This is a genomic window from Brevibacillus sp. NRS-1366, from assembly GCF_050467985.1.
On the sequence record NZ_JBITPN010000036.1, the window covers coordinates 51,749 to 69,231 of the forward strand.

18 protein-coding genes and 1 pseudogene are annotated in these 17,483 nt (G+C 48.3%); 18 read left to right on the forward strand and 1 reads right to left on the reverse strand.

Features of this window, described 5'->3' with window-relative positions:
* Positions 1-15: 15 nt before the first annotated feature.
* The 12 genes and pseudogenes from ACIFQN_RS24615 (at position 16) to ACIFQN_RS24670 (ending at position 10,714) form a co-directional block, all read left to right on the forward strand.
* A complete protein-coding gene (locus ACIFQN_RS24615) occupies positions 16-837 on the forward strand; it encodes a transporter substrate-binding domain-containing protein (protein WP_429835678.1) in 822 nt (273 codons plus the stop codon).
* A gap of 81 nt (positions 838-918) precedes the next feature.
* A complete protein-coding gene (locus tag ACIFQN_RS24620; RefSeq protein WP_429835679.1) occupies positions 919-1,572 on the forward strand; it encodes an amino acid ABC transporter permease in 654 nt (217 codons plus the stop codon).
* A gap of 13 nt (positions 1,573-1,585) precedes the next feature.
* Complete coding sequence (locus ACIFQN_RS24625; protein ID WP_429835680.1) at positions 1,586-2,242, forward strand: amino acid ABC transporter permease; 657 nt, start codon at positions 1,586-1,588, stop codon at positions 2,240-2,242.
* Between the two features lie 52 nt (positions 2,243-2,294).
* Positions 2,295-3,020, forward strand: coding sequence for an amino acid ABC transporter ATP-binding protein (locus tag ACIFQN_RS24630; protein ID WP_429835681.1), 726 nt, complete (start codon positions 2,295-2,297; stop codon positions 3,018-3,020).
* Between the two features lie 20 nt (positions 3,021-3,040).
* On the forward strand, positions 3,041-4,222 hold the full coding sequence (thrC, locus tag ACIFQN_RS24635; protein ID WP_429835682.1) for a threonine synthase: 1,182 nt from the start codon (positions 3,041-3,043) through the stop codon (positions 4,220-4,222).
* A gap of 15 nt (positions 4,223-4,237) precedes the next feature.
* Complete coding sequence (locus ACIFQN_RS24640) at positions 4,238-5,197, forward strand: C-terminal binding protein (protein ID WP_429835683.1); 960 nt, start codon at positions 4,238-4,240, stop codon at positions 5,195-5,197.
* 15 nt (positions 5,198-5,212) lie between these two features.
* Entirely contained in the window at positions 5,213-6,274 is a 1,062-nt protein-coding gene (locus ACIFQN_RS24645; protein ID WP_429835684.1) for a zinc-dependent alcohol dehydrogenase, read from the forward strand.
* Positions 6,271-7,025: pseudogene (kduD, locus tag ACIFQN_RS24650) on the forward strand (2-dehydro-3-deoxy-D-gluconate 5-dehydrogenase KduD). The gene ACIFQN_RS24645 and the pseudogene kduD overlap by 4 nt, the downstream one beginning before the upstream one ends.
* A 35-nt stretch (positions 7,026-7,060) precedes the next feature.
* Positions 7,061-8,005: a sugar kinase gene (locus ACIFQN_RS24655; protein ID WP_429835685.1), complete on the forward strand. Its 945-nt coding sequence runs from the start codon at positions 7,061-7,063 to the stop codon at positions 8,003-8,005.
* A 26-nt stretch (positions 8,006-8,031) separates the two neighbouring features.
* Positions 8,032-8,694, forward strand: coding sequence for a bifunctional 4-hydroxy-2-oxoglutarate aldolase/2-dehydro-3-deoxy-phosphogluconate aldolase (locus ACIFQN_RS24660; RefSeq protein ID WP_429835686.1), 663 nt, complete (start codon positions 8,032-8,034; stop codon positions 8,692-8,694).
* A gap of 94 nt (positions 8,695-8,788) precedes the next feature.
* Positions 8,789-9,559, forward strand: a complete 771-nt coding sequence (locus tag ACIFQN_RS24665) for an HpcH/HpaI aldolase family protein (protein ID WP_429835687.1) — start codon at positions 8,789-8,791, stop codon at positions 9,557-9,559.
* Between the two features lie 24 nt (positions 9,560-9,583).
* A complete protein-coding gene (locus ACIFQN_RS24670; protein WP_429835688.1) occupies positions 9,584-10,714 on the forward strand; it encodes an aminotransferase class V-fold PLP-dependent enzyme in 1,131 nt (376 codons plus the stop codon).
* 77 nt (positions 10,715-10,791) lie between these two features.
* Here ACIFQN_RS24670 and ACIFQN_RS24675 read toward each other — a convergent pair whose 3' ends face one another.
* Positions 10,792-11,679, reverse strand: coding sequence for a GNAT family N-acetyltransferase (locus ACIFQN_RS24675; protein ID WP_429835689.1), 888 nt, complete (start codon positions 11,677-11,679; stop codon positions 10,792-10,794).
* A gap of 460 nt (positions 11,680-12,139) precedes the next feature.
* On the opposite strand from ACIFQN_RS24675, the gene ACIFQN_RS24680 reads away from it, so the two are divergent.
* The 6 genes from ACIFQN_RS24680 to ACIFQN_RS24705 all read left to right on the forward strand — a co-directional run bounded on the left by ACIFQN_RS24680 (position 12,140) and on the right by ACIFQN_RS24705 (position 17,378).
* Positions 12,140-13,144, forward strand: a complete 1,005-nt coding sequence (locus tag ACIFQN_RS24680; protein ID WP_429835690.1) for a D-cysteine desulfhydrase — start codon at positions 12,140-12,142, stop codon at positions 13,142-13,144.
* A 588-nt stretch (positions 13,145-13,732) separates the two neighbouring features.
* Complete coding sequence (locus ACIFQN_RS24685) at positions 13,733-14,236, forward strand: hypothetical protein (protein ID WP_429835691.1); 504 nt, start codon at positions 13,733-13,735, stop codon at positions 14,234-14,236.
* Positions 14,237-14,267: 31 nt separating this feature from the next.
* A complete protein-coding gene (locus tag ACIFQN_RS24690; protein WP_429835692.1) occupies positions 14,268-15,185 on the forward strand; it encodes a hypothetical protein in 918 nt (305 codons plus the stop codon).
* Between the two features lie 127 nt (positions 15,186-15,312).
* A complete protein-coding gene (locus tag ACIFQN_RS24695; RefSeq protein ID WP_429835693.1) occupies positions 15,313-15,600 on the forward strand; it encodes a hypothetical protein in 288 nt (95 codons plus the stop codon).
* Positions 15,601-15,665: 65 nt separating this feature from the next.
* A complete protein-coding gene (locus ACIFQN_RS24700) occupies positions 15,666-15,848 on the forward strand; it encodes a DUF6366 family protein (protein WP_429835694.1) in 183 nt (60 codons plus the stop codon).
* 231 nt (positions 15,849-16,079) lie between these two features.
* Positions 16,080-17,378, forward strand: a complete 1,299-nt coding sequence (locus ACIFQN_RS24705; RefSeq protein WP_429835695.1) for a hypothetical protein — start codon at positions 16,080-16,082, stop codon at positions 17,376-17,378.
* The last annotated feature ends 105 nt before the right edge of the window (positions 17,379-17,483 follow it).

The window sequence follows — 17,483 nt, forward strand, 5'->3', positions numbered from 1 at the left end:
AAGGGGGAGTCTTAGATGTTTTTGAAAAAGAGAAGTGCCTTTCTGATTCTCATGATGTCGATCGTCCTGTTGATTTCCGCATGCAGCTCCGAAACAAGCTCAGCTCCGACTCAGGGCACAGAAAGCAGACTCGACAAGATCATCAAATCGAAAAAAATACGCATCGCTACTTATGCTGACAGTCCAGGCTGGAGTGTACTGAACGCATCCGGAGAGTACGAAGGCTTTGATCCAGACATTGCCCGCAAGCTCGCAGAATCCCTGGGTGCAGAGATTGAATTCGTGACGACAGACGGTGTGAACCGGATTCCTCTGCTCGAATCGGACAAGGTAGATGTAGCGATTTCTGTATTTACGCCAACGAATGAACGCGCGAAGTCCATCAACTTTACCATTCCGTACTCTGCGGCTGGATTGGTGCCTATGTATCCGAAAAACAAGCCGATCAGCAGCTGGGATGATGTGAAAGGAAAGAAAGTATCGGTTTCTAAAGGCTCCACAGGTGACATTGCACTTAGCAAGTACTATCCAGAGGCTCAGCTCGTCCGTTTTGATTCTACAGCCGATGCGTTTTTGGCACTGAAAACCGGCAAGGTAGACGTATTCGTAGAAGAAGACGGAATCATTCTCGACTTGCTCAAAAAGAATCAAGAATTCGAATCGCTGCCAGGACAACCGTTCCAGTCCTCCTATATTGCCATGGGTGTGAAAAAAGGCGATCAGGAGTGGTTGAATTATTTGAACCATTTTATCCGTAACCTGAACTATTCCGGTGAAGGTGCAGAATTGTACAAAAATAGATTTGGTGTCGATGCGCCGAAGCTGTTGACCTATTAATCCTCGAGAGGCTCTACATTCATCGGAACGGGGGACTCTGCTCTCCCGTTCTGATCACCCTGAGAATGAGGTGATTGGTTCGTGAACTTGGTCTTCCATGATATCATCCCGTACATCCCTTTGCTGATTAGCGGTTTGGGTACGAGCTTGCTGATTACCGTTGTATGTATGCTGGCAGGAACCGTACTTGGTCTGTTTGTCGCCTTATGCAAGTCCAGCAAGATCACGGTTGTCCGTTATTTGGGGAACACGTACATCGAAGTGATTCGTAATACACCATTAATCGTCCAGTTGTATTTGCTTTATTTCGGAATGGGGCAGCTAGGTCTCGATATCAGTCCGCTATGGTCCGCTTTGATCGGGATCACGATCAACAACGGAGCCTATACAGCCGAAATATTCCGGGCAGGATTTGGCAGCGTCCCCAAAGGGCTGAATGAAGCGGGAAGCGCACTCGGGATGAATGCAGCCCAGACGTTTCGACATGTGATTCTACCTCCTGCTTTTCGCACAGCGTTTCCGGCATTGACCAACCAGCTAGTCTTACTATTCTTGTTTTCTTCCGTCGCCTCCATTATTTCGCTTGAGGAACTGACGTATCAAGTGATGAATATCGAGACACAAACATCCAGAACATTGGAAATCACACTGATTGCCACGGTGCTTTACTACGGATGCTCGTCCATCTTTATCTACCTGTCCAACTCCTTGGCAAAGAAAGTGTTCAAATGGTAAAGGGAGGATCACAATGACTCAAGATTTTGGTTGGATACATTTCGTCCCTATCCTAAAAGGAGCGTGGCTGACGATCCAGCTTTGCTTCTTCTCCTTACTTATTGGTGGTGCGATCGGAATCATTGTCGGTCTTGGGGCATCATCCAAAAACAAGCTGGCAAACGCCCTTTCTTCCTTATATATCCGCTTGATCAGGGGAGTTCCACTGCTGATGATCATCTTCTTGATCTATTTCGCGCTTCCGATGCTCCAGATTGGAATCAACTTTTCCAAAGGATTTTCCGCTGTCATGGCCCTCTCGATTTACGCCGGTGCCTATTTGGGCGAAATTGTCAGGGGAGGAATTCAGTCGGTTCCCAAAGGGCAATTCGAGGCCGCAGATGCTTTGGGGATGACTTCTTATCAAAAATTCCGCCATGTAATCGTGCCACAAGCAATGAAGTTCATCATTCCCCCCGGTATCGGATTTTTCATCGCGCTGATCAAGGATTCGTCGCTTGTTTCCATCATCGGCTACATTGATTTGACCAAGGCGGGAAAGGTAGTCAGCAGTCTGACCTTTAACCCGATCGCCTCTTTCCTGGCAGTCGCCGCTGTGTATTTCGTACTCTGCTTCGGACTGTCCAAGGCATCTTATTACTACGAAAAGAGATTTTTGCGATCGACGTAAGGCATGCTCGTTACTTGACATGGCTGGCTAGTAAAGGGAAGGGAGATAGGAAATGAACATTCAAGTGAAAGATTTGCATAAAAGCTACGGAAAGCTGGAGGTTTTGAAAGGAATCGATTGCGAGATTCAGGAGGGGGAAGTGGTTTGTGTCATCGGTCCCTCCGGTTCTGGGAAAAGCACCTTTCTCAGATGCCTCAACCTGTTGGAGCAAATTACGAGCGGCCAGGTTCTGATTGGAGATTATGACATCTCTCATGCCAAGACAGACATCAACAAGGTACGGACAGAGGTGGGGATGGTATTTCAGCAGTTCAACCTCTTTCCACACAAGACTGCGCTGGAGAATGTCATGCTGGCACCTGTCATTGTTAAAAATGTATCCAAAGAAGCGGCGAGAGAAAAGGCCCTGGAATTGCTGGAAAAGGTCGGGCTAAAGGAAAAGGCTGACTCGTATCCAGGCAACCTGTCCGGGGGTCAAATGCAGCGTGTGGCGATTGCCCGGGCGCTGGCGATGAATCCAAAAATCATGCTGTTTGATGAGCCTACCTCGGCGCTTGACCCAGAGCTGGTCGGAGAAGTTCTGAATGTCATGAAGGATCTGGCACAAGAAGGAATGACGATGGTCGTCGTCACGCATGAGATGGGCTTTGCTCGCGAGGTAGCCGATCGGGTGATCTTCATGGACCAAGGCTACATCATCGAGGAAGGAAATCCGGAAGATATTTTCCGAGCTCCCAAAAATGAGCGGACACAAGCCTTTTTACGGAAAGTCATCTAGTGCAAGCAGGGGGTGATGAAATGCATGCAATAGGACTGCGATGTGTGTTCTGCCAAACCCTCTATCCGCTGGCCCCGCTGTATGAATGTGAAGCGTGCCAGGGTATTTTGGAAGTGACCTATGCGCAGGAGAATATAGAGGAACCGCGTGCATGGCTGCCAATCGCTGGGGAAAACCGCATTTATCTGGGCGAGGGAGATACCAAGTTGCTTTCGGCTGAGAGGCTTGCGAAAAGGCTGGGCGTAAAGTCTTTGCAGCTCAAATGCGAATTTATGAATCCCACGGGTTCTTTTAAAGACCGTCCCGTATCCATCGGGATTTCCAAAGCAATTGAATTTGGATATCAAAAGGTGATTGCGGCCTCCAGTGGAAATGGGGCAGCTTCCGTCGCCGCTTATGCTGCTCGTGCAGGGCTTGAGGCGATTATTCTTGTTCCGGATTCCACACCACTGGAAAAGGTGAAACAGACACTGGCCTACGGAGCAAAAGTCATCCGGGTCACGGGTCCGTACAGCAATTGCTTTTCGCTGGCGAAACAGCTTGGAGAGAGTCAGAACATCTTCAACCTCACGACGACCCTCCTCAATCCGTACACGGTGGAAGGAAACAAAGTCGTGGCCTACGAGCTTTATGAACAAATGAGCGGTACGATTCCGGATGTGATCTACGTGCCAATCGGTGCGGGGCCTTTGCTGATCGGCATTTATAAAGGATATGTGGAAAAAAGTCAGTATCATGTAAGCACCAAAATGCCCCGGATGGCAGGCATCCAGGCAGAGGGGAACAATCCGATTGCAACAGCCTTTGTGCAGGGAGAGCCGGTCGTACAGGCAGAGCCAGACCCGCGCACGATTGCCGGCGGGATCGCTGACGGATTGGTAGGTTATGAAAAAGACGGAACCTATACGCTTCAGATCGTGAAGCAATCGAATGGATTTGTAACAGACGTGCCTGACTCGCTAATATTGCAGGCGCAAATGCTGCTGGCCGGGGAGGAAGGTGTTTTTGTAGAACCTTCAGCGGCAGCAGGCATAGCGGGATTGATGAAAAGCTTGGAAGAAAACCGGATTACTGAAAATGATTCCGTGGTCGTCGTCTTGACCGGGCACGGATTAAAGGATATGGGAAATGTCCGCGTCGCCAGTGATGTACCTACCATTGACCATTGCATGGAGCAGCTGATTGAAGCAGTAGACATATGAAGGGGCGGGAGTACCATGAGCAACCTCATGATAGGAATTACCGATTGTGACCACCCATCGGTGGAGATCGAGCAAAAAGTCATCCGCGGGGCGTCTGCACAGATGGTTCTGCATGAGTGCAAAACGGAGGAAGACGTGATTCGGGACTGTGCGGATGCAGATGGTTTGTTAAATCAATACGCTCCCTTGACGCGAAATGTACTCAGCCAGTTGCCACGCTGCAAGGTCATCGTTCGCTATGGTGTAGGTGTGAATAACGTCGATATCGGGGCTGCCACTGATTATGGCATCCAAATCTGCAACGTGCCTGATTACGGTGTAGATGAAGTATCCGATCATGCGATGGCGCTCATGTATACACTGGCACGCAAAACATTGCTTCTAGGCAATGCGGTGCGCAGGGGAGAATGGGAGTTTAGCATTTCGCGTCCGATTCTGCGTTTGCGTGGACAAACCGTCGGTGTGGTGGGCCTCGGACGAATCGGGAGCGCTTTTGCCAAGAAGGCACATGGGGCTGGTTTCAACGTCATTGGCTATGATCACAGGAATACGGTAGCGGAAGAGCTGCCGTTTGTTGAGCGAGTCACATTTGATGAATTGCTCGAACGCTCCGATGTGATTTCGATCCATTGTCCATTAACGGAAGATACGAAAAATTTGTTTGGCAAAAGCGAACTGCAGGCGATGAAGTCTTCCGCCTATCTCATCAATACAGCACGTGGTTCGATTATTGACGAGGCGGCACTCGATCAGGCACTCACCGAAGGCTGGATAGCAGGAGCAGCTCTCGATGTCATGGAGCTGGAACCGCCGAAGCCGGATAACCCGTTGTTGCGACACGAGAGCTGCATCATTACTCCGCATGTTGCTTGGTATTCCGAACAGGCATTTGATGAATTGAAGCGAAAAGCGGCGGAAGAAGCCGTACGTGTTTTGACAGGACAACAGCCTCACTATCCAGTGAATCAGCTATAAGAGGAGCGAGTTAGGATGAGCCAGTTGTTAAACATGAAAAGCGCTGTTTACTATGGGGCAAATGACATTCGAGTAGAAGAAAAGCCTAAACCATCACCGCCACCAGGCTGGGCCTTGGTGAAGGTGAGCTATTCGGGCATTTGCGGTACGGATTTGAATATTTATGTCGGGGCGCACCCGCGTGCGAAGGGGCCACTTATCATCGGGCATGAGCTGTCCGGTACATTGGTAGAGGGGCATCCTGTTTTGCCGACGGGCACGCCGGTGACGATCCGTCCACTCTTGTTCTGCGGAGAGTGCGAGCCGTGTCAGACAGGCAAGAGCCATGTGTGCAAGAACCTCAAGCTGATCGGAATTGACTGCGACGGGGCTATGGCAGAGTATGTGGCCGCTCCACCAGAAACTATTCATGCATTGCCAGAGAATGTTTCGCTGAAAGCGGGCGCATTGATCGAGCCGCTGGCGGTTGGCGTCCACGCTGTCCGGCAATCAGGGTTTGTTCCAGGCGACACAGCGGTCGTATTCGGAGCAGGACCGATTGGCATGTGCGTCGCCGTTTCCTTGCAGCTTTTGGGAGCGGGGCGAGTAATCGTGGCCGAAACCAACCGTTTCCGCCTGCAAATGGCAAAAGAACTGGGTTTTGAAACGATTGATCCTGCAGAAGGCGACATGCTGGAGCAGATTTATTCGAGAACAGAGGGGAACGGTGCCGATTTCTCCTTTGACTGCGCAGGCCATCCGTCTGTATCGGAGCTGTTGACACGAGCCACGAAAATCCGGGGAACGGCAGTCGTTGTTGCGGCTTACAAGAAATCGGCCCCGATTGATTTGCTGCAAGCGATGTTTAAGGAAATCACGATCAAAGGCGTCCGCGTATATACGCCAAAAGATTTTGAGATCGCCGCCGAACTTTTGAAGAAGCCGTTTGATTTCGAAAAGCTGATCACGCATATCATGCCTCTGGCAGAGGTGAAATCCGGATTTGACCTGTTGCTTACGGGAGGAAATGCGGTCAAGGTACTGGTGCAAATCAGCCAGGAAGAAGACAGCGGCGAAACAGGAAGGGAAGCGAAATGACCATGTTTGATTTGCACGGGCAAGTAGCGGTTATTACCGGCGCCACCCGCGGACTGGGACAGGCGATGGCGGTTGCTTTGGCGGAAGCAGGGGCGGATATCGCTCTGGTTCAACGCAGCGCTGGCGATACGGCTACAAAAGAGTTGGTAGAGGCGGCAGGGCGCCGGTGCGAAATCATTTTGTGCGATCTGGCCGAAATGGATCAGGTGAAACAGGTGATGGATCAGGTTGATCGCCTTTTCGGACGGGTAGATATTCTGGTGAACAACGGAGGGATCCAGCGGCGTTCACACGCTGAGGCTTTTGAGGAAGTGGACTGGGATGATGTACTGGACGTGAACCTGAAGACTGTATTTCTGCTTTGTCAGCAGGCTGGGCGTCGAATGATTGCCCAGGGCGCGGAAAAATCATCAATATCGCGTCACTCCTGTCGTTCCAAGGAGGAATGCGGGTTCCAGCGTATGCAGCAGCCAAAGGCGGTGTCGCCCAATTAACAAAAGCTTTGGCGAATGAATGGGCGCCGCATGGAATTACGGTCAATGCGATCGCGCCAGGATATATGGCTACGGATATGAATGAAGCATTGCAGAGGGATGAAACGCGCAATCGCCAGATTCTCGAAAGAATTCCTGCCAGACGTTGGGGGCGGGCAGAGGATATGAAGGGAAGTGTCGTCTTTCTTGCTTCACAAGCATCCGATTATGTGAACGGCCATGTTCTCGTGGTGGATGGCGGCTGGCTGGGCAGATAGAGGTTGCAGCAATGCTTAAGGGAGGAAGGGCAAGTATGGACGTAGTAACAATCGGAGAAACAATGGTGCTCTTTACTCCAGGGTCCGTTGGTCCACTACGGTATGTAACCAAGTTTGAAAAAACAATCGGCGGTGCGGAATCGAATGTAGCGATCGCGCTGGCAAGATTAGGGCATCAGGCTGGTTGGGTGAGTAGACTTGGCGACGATGAATTTGGTCTATACATTCGCAATTTCATTCGGGGAGAAGGCGTTGACACCTCCCAGGTGGAGTTCGACGACAAGTATCCGACAGCGGTGTTTTTCAAAGAGAGACAGGCAGATAATGAACCGAAAGTCTACTATTATCGCAGGGGATCGGCTGCAAGCCAGATGAGTCCTGATGATTTGGACGAGGCCTATATTGCACAGGCCAAGTTTTTGCATCTTACTGGAATTACGGCTGCGCTGGGGTCCTCATGCAGAGACTTGATTGATCGAGCGATTGAGATCGCGAGAGCGCACCAGCTTACAGTCGTGTTTGACCCGAATATTCGTCTAAAACTGTGGACCAAAGAAGAGGCGAGAGAAGCTTTGAATGACATATCCAGTCGCTGCGATATCGTCATGCCAGGCATTGAAGAAGGAGAAATCATGACAGGGGAAACCGAGCCGGAGAAAATAGCAGCTCGTCTCTTGGAAAATGGTGCGAAGGTCGTTGTGCTAAAGCTGGGAGAAAAAGGGGCCTTTTATGCGACGCGGGATACGGCTGAGTACGTCCCCGGATTTCCAGTGGAGAGAATCGTGGACCCAATTGGTGCGGGAGACGGTTTTGCTGCCGGATTCCTGTCCGGATTGATCCGTGGCTGGCCGTTGCAAGAGGCGGTCAAGCTCGGAAATCGCGTCGGCGCCTTTGCTTTATCCGTGGTGGGCGATGTGGAAGGGTACCCGTTTTGGAATCGGATTGCTCCAGATGATGAGAAAAAAGAAGTGCTGCGCTAAAGGATCAAGAGAGAGGGGGAGCCATCGTGCTGCCTAAAGTCATGCTTTTGAAAAAGTTGGTTGAGAGTGGTGTCATCGCCGTCATCAGGCGGATTCCTGAGGAACAGGTAGAGCATGTTGCCGACAGCCTCGTAGAAGGAGGAGTCACGGCACTTGAGGTTACCGTAGATTCACCAGGGGCATTCAACACCATCGCGAAGCTGTCTGCCAAATATAGAGGGCGGGCGATTGTCGGTGCGGGGACGGTTGTCGATAGCGTATCGGCAGGGCTGGCCATTCAGAGCGGGGCTGATTTCCTCTTTAGTCCCAGCCTTCATGAAGATGTGATTCAAACCGCGCTGCGTTATGGAAAGATTGCCGTCCCCGGGGTGATGACACCCACAGAAATGATTACAGCGATCGAAGCGGGAGCAGATCTGGTCAAAATCTTTCCGGCGGCAGGTCTCGGCATCCAATATATAAAAGATGTAAAAGCTCCTTTTCCGCATATTCCGATCATCCCGACAGGTGGCGTCAACCTGGAAAACGTCGCTTCGTTCATACAGGCAGGTGTAGCCGCTGTCGGGATCGGAGGCAACTTAATCGATCGCCAGGCGCTCGAAACCTCCGAGTACAATCGGATTACGAACATAGCGAGACAGTATGTGACGGCCATTCAGGAGGCACGCAAACCACACGCTTACAACTAAATCAGCCCAATGACAGACCACGTACCCGCATTTGATATTCGCAAAATCGCGGGTATTTTTTCTACGACTCGATCAAAAAGGAGAGAGAAAGCAAATGGCAATGAATCCAATCAAAAGCAAATTGAAGGAAGGCAAATGCGTGTATGGAAGCTGGGTCAGAATTCCCTCGCCCATCATTGTAGAAGCATTGGGGGATGTCGGATTTGATTTCCTGCACATTGATATGGAGCACAGCTCGATCGATCTGCAAATGCTCGATTACATGATTCTGGCTGGGTATCGACATGATATTCCGCTCGCCGTGAGGGTTGCCACGCAAAACCCGGCCGATCTGTACCGCATCATGGATATTGGCTATTCCTCCTTCGTTTTGCCGCGAATCGAGACGAGAGAGCAGTGTGCACACCTGTTAAAAGGTGCACGCTACACCCAGCCTGGTACGAGGGGACTGGGCGGAGCAGTACGAGCAACCGGATGGGGAGCAACTCCGTTGGATCAGCATTTAAAAGAGGCGGAAGAAGACACCCTCATGATCATCCAAATTGAATCAGAGGAGGGCTTAAAAAACCTGGATGCCATTCTGGAGGTCCCCGGGATTGATGTCGTGTTTATTGGGCCGCTGGATCTTTCTCATGCATTGGGATATTCGGGGCAAATCGAGCATCCAGTTGTAAAGGATACGATTGATTCGTTGATCAAGACCGTTCGCCAAAAGGGCATAGCTGTCGGAATTCACGCTGGGACCATAGAGCAGGCAAAAGAATGGGCGGAAGCGGGTGTTCAGTATTTTGCTGTTGGGATGGATGTATCGTTGCTCCAATCTGCTGGGCGTTCCCTCATGAACAGTTTGAAGCAGCCGAATTAACGTTCAGGGAGGAAACTTACGCTCATGAAGTCATTAGTGGATAAATCCGTTTTTCTTGGACTCGATAACTGCACGTGGCTATATAGTGGAGCGGAAACACCTACTCTTCGCGGAAGTCTGGAAGCGGTCAACGACTATTTGCATGCGAGAAGCAAAGGGCCACTGGGCAGGGAAAACAATACAAGGGTCGAAGCGCTTTGCAAGCAAAATGTAGCCAAACTGCTGCATGGCAAAGCAGAGGATATTGCATTGATCTCCAATACGTCGGAAGCAATCGCGATCATTGCCCAGTCGATTCCTTTTGAGCAAGGAGATAACGTTGTAATTAACACGCTGGAATTCCCCTCGGGAGTCTTGCCGTGGTTAGGCCTGCAACAAAAAGGGGTAGATGTGCGCGTCGTCGGGCATCGGGATTGGCAAGTATCTCCCGAAGATATTCTCGCCAGGGTGGATGAGCGGACCAGGTTCGTCATGACCAGTCACGTCAGCTATATGTCGGGGAGCAGGCTTGATTATCGAACACTCTATCAGTCTCTGAAGAAAACGAATGCGCTGCTGTTGGTAGACGTTACCCAGTCATTGGGTGTCGTACCTGTTCGGATCGAGGATGCTGACTTCATCGTCTGCAGCTCCTACAAATGGTTGTTGTCTATCCACGGTGCAGGCATTCTCGCAGTGAATCAGAGCGAACGTGTCCGTGATCTTGTTTACCGCAGTCCAGGATGGAGAAGCATCCAGGATCAATTCAGTCCAAACCGCTTCGAATCTTATACCCTGCACGAGGATGCCCGGCGTTATGAAAGGGGCTTTCCCAGCTATGCGTCGCTGTATTCATTGGCTTACAGCACGGGCTTGCTCGTGGACGTGGGAATTGAAAATGTGGAGAAACATGTACTCCAATTGGGCGATTTGCTGATCGAGCGGGTGAAAGCTCTGGGCTATGAAGTGATGACTCCTTCAGATCCGTCTTTGCGGGCAGGAAATATCTCAATCGTATGCAGCCAGGGGAGCAGTGTAGCAGAGCGGTTGCAGCAACAGAACGTCTATGTGTGGGGAGGGGATGGAAGGGTGCGGGCTTCCATCCACTTGTTCAACGATAGCGCAGATGTGAATACATTTATTGAATTGCTCCCAGAGTGCGTGGCGAAAGCGTAAAAGAAAATGGCTATCAATGCTTGGGCGGTCGGCTGACTGACTGGGCATCTGGTAGCCATTTTTTACGAGGGCTGCTCTCACCCTACATAGTAGTCATAGGACGAGACAACCTCAAATCCAGCAGATTGGTAGAGGGACAAGGCGTTTTGATTGTCGACGGCAACTTCCAGGCTGATTCCTTTCTGTTCTTTTTGCTTTATGATTTCGACCGTCCGCGTGAGGATTTTTCTACCCAAGCCTTTTCCTTGCAGTTCTTTTTTTACACAAAATCCAGAGATGTAGTACATGTCATCCTCGTCACTCGCGGTAATCATCCCAACTGGTTCCGAATCATACAGGGCCAGATAGGATTGAAAGGACGACTCGGACAGATTTCGGGTGACCACCGCTGCCGTTCGCTCGATTGTTTCCCCGAAACCACTCACGCCGATTTCTACAAGCGTATCGAAATCATTTACTGTGGCTGGGCGAAGCTGTAGACGTTGATCTGCTTCTGGAGTATGTACAGGCCCTGTAGCAGAGTAATCCAGCTTGTATTCAGAGAATTGATACGTGGCGGCCACGGCTTTTGCAAACAAGCTGGCTGCCTCTGATTCTCGATTGCTGACGAGCAGGATTTGCGTCACCTGACGAGCTTCACACTCTGCCTTTGCTTTTGCATAAAGAGCACGGAAGATCCCTTTGCGTCGATAGTCTGGATGAACCATTCCGCTGATCTCCACTTCTTTAGGGCTGACGATCGCATACATGCCGAGGAAACCAACCAGTTGACCGTCTTGGAAATACAGAAAATCATTTGCTTGTTCAGGAGGACGGTTTTGGAGCATCGATACATTCAGATTGGCGGATAAATCAAATCCATCGTAAGCTTCACATTCCTTTGCCAAATTGACAATCTGCTGCAATTGTTCTTCCGAAAGCCCTTGTGCTGCTACCAATCCTGCATTGTTGTTACTTGTACTCATCGTCTCAACCTCCATTTGGTATGTGAGTAGAAAAAAGCCGTGGAGCTGTCAATCCCCACGGCAGTAGAAAGCAAAAAACCGTGGGGACAGTCCATCCCCACGGCGGCAAGCATAAACAAACCTGGCAACACCAAGCCTTTAACGCGTACATCCTTGCCATACAAAAAAACACGGGTTATCCCCGTGTTTTACGCACAGCTCAGAGAACCTGCTAGATACACTAGGAGGCTTTCACGTACGCCAGATGGGGAAATGGAATATGATTGCATTCGGAAATAAAGCTCACGTATGTCATTGTCATATTCCCCACCTCCGTTGATGTTGCAAGATTGTTACTATGTATCACTATATACGAGGAATTCATTTTTTACAATTGCCTGTTTGAAACGGACGAGAAGGAATCTCCTCCCTTTAGCGAGTATTGTATACACAATCAAGTAAAGTGCAGAGGAGAGAACTCATGAATCCGATCCGCTACGAACGCAGACATTATACGACTGGACCTACAGCAATCGAAAGGCTGGACCGACTATCTGAGGTGCTGGGAGGGCCGACGATTTCGATCAAACGCGACGATCTTTTGGGGCTTACAGCAGGAGGCAATAAGACGCGGAAGCTGGAGTATCTGGCCGCGGACGCAATCAAACAAGGAGCCGATACGCTTATCACCTGCGGGGCTGTTCAGTCGAATCACTGCCGTCTGACGCTGTCCGCTGCCGTACGCGAAGGCTTGGCGTGCCAGCTCGTTTTGACCGAGCCTGAGACAGGCTACAATCCACAAGCTGGCGGCAATCATCTGCTGTTCCATTTGCTTGGCGCAGAAAAAATCGAAGTAATCGCATCTGATGGAGACATGCTGGCCGCGATGGAAGAACTGGCGCAAGCTCTGAAAAAAGAAGGCAGAAAACCGTACTTGATCCCGGTTGGCGGCTCCAATGAAGTGGGCTCAATAGGCTATATGGCTTGTGCCGAGGAAATCGAGCAGCAGGCGTGGGAGACAGGGACTCCTTTTGATTACGTGGTGACGGCGACAGGCAGCGGCGGTACGCAAGCGGGCTTGATCGCGGGATTCATGGCGAGACAGTCCAACACCAAGGTGATCGGGGTCAACGTAAGCCGCGATCGCGCTTCCCAGGAAGCCAAGGTGCTGGAGCTGGTCCAAAGCACGGCAGAAGCAGTAGGACTTAGAGGAGAGATTCTGCCAGCTGCGGTTCGCTGCGAAGACAAAAATGTAGGTCCGGGCTACGCAATCCCTACGGAGGAGATGGTCGAAGCCGTACAGCTGGTGGCTCGCACGGAGGGGATTTTGCTCGATCCGGTCTATACAGGAAAAGCGATGGCAGGATTGATCGGCATGATTCGGGAAGGGCAGTTTACAAAAGAGGATCACGTACTGTTCCTGCACACAGGAGGCTCACCTGCGCTGTATACGGCTCCGCAGTTGTTTTTGTCTGGGGAGAAATAGGGATGTCCTTTAACTAGATAGGATGACAGGGAGAGGCAGATAAGGACTGTCTCTTCTTTTTTTGTGCTTTCGCCTTTCTTTCCTACTAACTGAGAATGCTCTTTTAGAAACTTTCGGTCAGTCTGAGTATGTACAAAGGTTCGTAGAGGAAAACTCGCAACTGGTCATGAATATCAGCCACAACGTCATTTGGCTTGGTCGTGATGATTCAGACTTGTCCAGTATTAATCAAGCAATTTAGTAATACGAACAGCTCGCCTGTCTTCAGCATTATACGGATGACTTAGCCTTACAAAATGCTCTCCATTCAAAAAGCCTCTGCTGGTAAAATACCGTCTCCTTAGGTAAGCAGAGGTGTTTTTTTAAAAAAATAATAATAGGTATAATTTACTAATTTACACATATTGGACAAAATACGACAAAAATCTCAAAATTTGTCTGATATAGTAATGTTGTAAATTTTTCCATTTGGATGCCTTCCAGATTAAGAAAGATTCCAAATGCATGAGTAGGAGGTGAGAATTAATATGTACTAGTGTAATAACTGAGACCCTCGTCCCAACAACAAATAAAGAAAAGGTGAGCTAAATGAAAAAAGGTGCTTTTTGGGGTTTTGCTTTCACACTTGCTATTTCCGGTGCTCTTGCATTCGCAGAAGGGGCATCTGCTAAAATTTGTGACAATGATCCAACTTCAAGTTCAGGATGTTCCCAAAGTTATTATGGAACCTGGTCATTTCAAAGTAGTCAATCAGGTAGCTACAATTCAGATCATCGTCTTTCCCGATCTGGCGCTAGTGTCAATGATTTTTATGTATGGAAATTTCCAACACTCTCTTCAGGAAGAGCTACGTTGGAGGTTTACTTAGGTAGTTCCAAGTTCACTAATAGAGAAGCAGATTATCAGGCACTTTCCGAAGGATGGCAGGAATTTGAATATGTAGGCTCAGTTAACCAATACTCTGCTCCATCCGGCTGGAACACTGTAGGTAACATATATTTGGATAATGCTAAGGCGCAAGTTATGGTAACTGGAAAAGATTACAGCGGAGCTTCAAGCACACAAACAGGTGCCGACGCTGTTTCCCTTTAAGTAATGAAATATAGTAAAGGATGCGATTAGAATGAAAAAAACATATTCTGTAATCCTGGCAACCTCTTTGGTTGGTTTGGGACTGACTGGCTTTTATGCGGTAAAAAGTAATGCAGAGGAGGCTCCAAAAACTGAGGTAGAGCAACAAACTGAGGTAGAGCAACAAACTGAAGTAGAACAACAGACAGAATCGATTTCGAACGTCACTGATTCAAAGTCCATTCAAGAAAAAATGCTCAATGCTATTGATAACTATCAAAGCGTTAGTGGCTCCTATCGGGCGATTCTCACCCCGATTGGTGTGGATGAAACGGTAGAATTTGAAGTCCAACAAGGAAAGAATCCACGTAGTCATGTAAAAGTAGAGAATAACACGAAAGCAGAAATCATCAAGGAAACTGCATATGATGGAGAGTTTTATTGGACTGTCCAGCATAAACAGAAAATGTATAAGAAGACTAAGGCCAGCAAAGAAAATGGAGCAGCTTCTTTCGACAAGAAAGGGTCACGCACATCCAAAAACGAAAAAGGAGAAAAGGTCTTTGTTAAAAGACCTGACCCAGCCTTTTCCTCAAGCGCAAATGATGTCATTTTTCCTCAAGACTATGCATTCTGGTTGACTCCTACAAATCATCAAATAGTTGGAGCGGAAAAACTACTTGATCGGTCTGTAACTGTAATTGAAGGTCAACACGAAGATCTTATACTAGCAGAAAAGCATCAAGCAACATACTTTAAAATGTGGATAGACACAGAAACCGGTGTGTTACTCAAATTAGAAGAAACAAATGACAAGAAGGAAGTTACAAACAGTATAGAGGTACTCTCCATTGAGTTTAATAAGGAAGCGAAAATGTCGACTTTTAAAGCCCCGGCTGATTACCAAAACATGACGCCATCACTTGAAAAATTTGAATTTGACAATACAAAGAAGTCTGAAAAGGAATAGGAAAGAAAGGAATGCCCAAGATATTTTGGGCATTTCTTTTATTGGTAAAATGGAATCAATCTATTCTCGTCGCAGTCTGTATCAGTGAGTGCTAAATATATGCATTGATTGTACACAAATTGAAGTTATGAACCGGATTGTTAATGCTAATTCAAAATACATTGAAAAAGATGGTTTCCTTATTGATCCAATTACACAGACTCCAGCTACTGATTTTATAGAAAATGATAAGGATTCACCTCTTGCAAAACAAAGAACGGTTACACTGATTAACGGAATCGATAAATCAGTAGTTGCGGAAGTCACGCTGGATGAATATTTCGAAAGCCCAATACAATACGAAGAATTATTGACGGATAAAACTAATCGGGCACGAGAAGCATTAATAAAATCGGGCAAATGGGAAGTGTACTAAGTTAAAATTGCATACGTTAAACTGTGAGTGGGTTTGAGAAACTAATGTTAATTGGGGTGAGTAAAGTGAACAATGACGATGATGATAAGCGCCGAAAAGAGGAGTATAAAAAAAACCCATATTCAAATTTAAAAGATTCATTTGATCGCGCTCAATTTGGAGATTTACGTCCATTAAGTAGACTAGGGCTCATCCCTACAATTATTCTTGTTGTAGTGGGGATAGTGCTTTTGTGGCTTGTGGAATAAATAGGCTATGCTGCCAGTAGTAGAACCGTCCAGTAGTAGAACCGTATGGAAATGAAATGAAATAGTCCGTAAAAGCCGGTAACAACCTTATGGTGGTGAAAACCGGCTATTTTTGTGTGTCCAGGTCCCCCTTAACGTTGAAGACCCTCAGTCCCTGACGAATCAGTAGCTTTGTGCCAGATGTTGTGTATACAATACTCGTAATGACAAGATGCAGAGGTTGGATAAACGATGTTTAAAATTGGAGTGGTTGGCCCAAAGAAATCGGTAGAGAGAATTCTTTCGGTGGCAAAGGAATTTGATCAAGGAATGAACTTCATTCCATACCCATACACAGAAACAAAAGAGACGGAGAAAATCGTGCTGGAAAATGATCAGTACGTGGATCACTGGCTTTTTTCCGGACCGATTCCATACATGGTTGCCAAAAATGCGATGGGCACGAACAAGCGGATGGAGCACATCTACGCAACGGAATCAAGCATTTACAAAGGTTTTTTGGAAATGGTCTACGCTCAGCGAAAGCTCATCGACCGAGTCAGCATCGATATGCTGTTATCTACTACCTACATGGAAGAGTCACTGCGGACGATTCATATTTCGGTCAGCAATTTGTATATGAAGACGTTCGACGCGTCGATCGACCCGCAGGAGCTGCTCGAATTTCACCTTGATCTTTGGAACGAGAAAAAAACGGACGGAGCAATGACCTGCTATCCGACCGTCTATCAAGCATTAGTAGAGGCAGGGATTCCCGCCTATTGGATTTCACCCAGTGAAATGGAGATTCACCAAACGGTTCGAGTCTTTGTTGAAAAGGTCAGGACCTCGTATTTTAAAGATACGCAAATCGGGATCGAAATGATCGAGGTTGAACAGTTTGACAGGATCAAAGAAAGCGCGAAGACGCCCTATCATTGGCAGTATCTTGAGCTTCGGATCAAGGAAGCGCTGATCAAGCTGTGCGAGCAATTGGACGGCTCACTCTTGGAGCAGGGAAATGGCAGATACGTCATTTTCAGTTCGCGTGGAACAATCGAACGGGAGATTCCTATACTACAAGAAACCATCCAGTACTTGGCGAAGGAAGCGGATACGACTGTTGCGGTCGGAATTGGATTTGGCGAGACGGCTTTTGCAGCAGAAGTGAATGCGCACCGCGCTTTGCGCCAATCCAAAGAAAAAGCGACGCGAGATATCGTCATGGTCCAGGACGATGGAACGATCGTCGAATGGGTTGGGCAGGAAGAAGAGCTGGTCTACTCCTACCGGGCGGATGATAAAGAGATCCTAGAAAAGCTGAAAAAGGGTAACATTAGCGCCAAGACGTACAAAAAGCTGGACGCTTTGCTGCAAAAAATGGGGTGGGAGGATTTCACGACGAAGGATTTGGCCAAGTATCTGCAAATGAGTGAACGAAATGCGCAAAGAATTGTAGCGGATCTATGCGCTGTAGAGCTGGCCGTATGCTCGGGGGAGGAGTCGCAAACCACGCGTGGCAGGCCAAGCAAGCTATACCGACTGCTGTAAGCATCCTATGATTGGGATGCTTTTTTGTTGAAAAAAACTCCTCGCGAATGCAAAAAAAATAGGTTGATAATAGTCTCAAAATTTCGTACAGTATTAATTGCGACA

What these genes read in the sequence shown, in the direction of transcription:
- ACIFQN_RS24615 (WP_429835678.1), top strand. Translation starts at nt 16, where the DNA reads ATGTTTTTGAAAAAGAGAAGTGCCTTTCTGATTCTCATGATGTCGATC.
- ACIFQN_RS24625 (WP_429835680.1), top strand. Translation starts at nt 1,586, where the DNA reads ATGACTCAAGATTTTGGTTGGATACATTTCGTCCCTATCCTAAAAGGA.
- ACIFQN_RS24630 (WP_429835681.1), top strand. Translation starts at nt 2,295, where the DNA reads ATGAACATTCAAGTGAAAGATTTGCATAAAAGCTACGGAAAGCTGGAG.
- thrC (WP_429835682.1), top strand. Translation starts at nt 3,041, where the DNA reads ATGCATGCAATAGGACTGCGATGTGTGTTCTGCCAAACCCTCTATCCG.
- ACIFQN_RS24640 (WP_429835683.1), top strand. Translation starts at nt 4,238, where the DNA reads ATGAGCAACCTCATGATAGGAATTACCGATTGTGACCACCCATCGGTG.
- ACIFQN_RS24645 (WP_429835684.1), top strand. Translation starts at nt 5,213, where the DNA reads ATGAGCCAGTTGTTAAACATGAAAAGCGCTGTTTACTATGGGGCAAAT.
- ACIFQN_RS24655 (WP_429835685.1), top strand. Translation starts at nt 7,061, where the DNA reads ATGGACGTAGTAACAATCGGAGAAACAATGGTGCTCTTTACTCCAGGG.
- ACIFQN_RS24665 (WP_429835687.1), top strand. Translation starts at nt 8,789, where the DNA reads ATGGCAATGAATCCAATCAAAAGCAAATTGAAGGAAGGCAAATGCGTG.
- ACIFQN_RS24670 (WP_429835688.1), top strand. Translation starts at nt 9,584, where the DNA reads ATGAAGTCATTAGTGGATAAATCCGTTTTTCTTGGACTCGATAACTGC.
- ACIFQN_RS24675 (WP_429835689.1), bottom strand. Translation starts at nt 11,679, where the DNA reads ATGAGTACAAGTAACAACAATGCAGGATTGGTAGCAGCACAAGGGCTT.
- ACIFQN_RS24680 (WP_429835690.1), top strand. Translation starts at nt 12,140, where the DNA reads ATGAATCCGATCCGCTACGAACGCAGACATTATACGACTGGACCTACA.
- ACIFQN_RS24685 (WP_429835691.1), top strand. Translation starts at nt 13,733, where the DNA reads ATGAAAAAAGGTGCTTTTTGGGGTTTTGCTTTCACACTTGCTATTTCC.
- ACIFQN_RS24690 (WP_429835692.1), top strand. Translation starts at nt 14,268, where the DNA reads ATGAAAAAAACATATTCTGTAATCCTGGCAACCTCTTTGGTTGGTTTG.
- ACIFQN_RS24695 (WP_429835693.1), top strand. Translation starts at nt 15,313, where the DNA reads ATGAACCGGATTGTTAATGCTAATTCAAAATACATTGAAAAAGATGGT.
- ACIFQN_RS24705 (WP_429835695.1), top strand. Translation starts at nt 16,080, where the DNA reads ATGTTTAAAATTGGAGTGGTTGGCCCAAAGAAATCGGTAGAGAGAATT.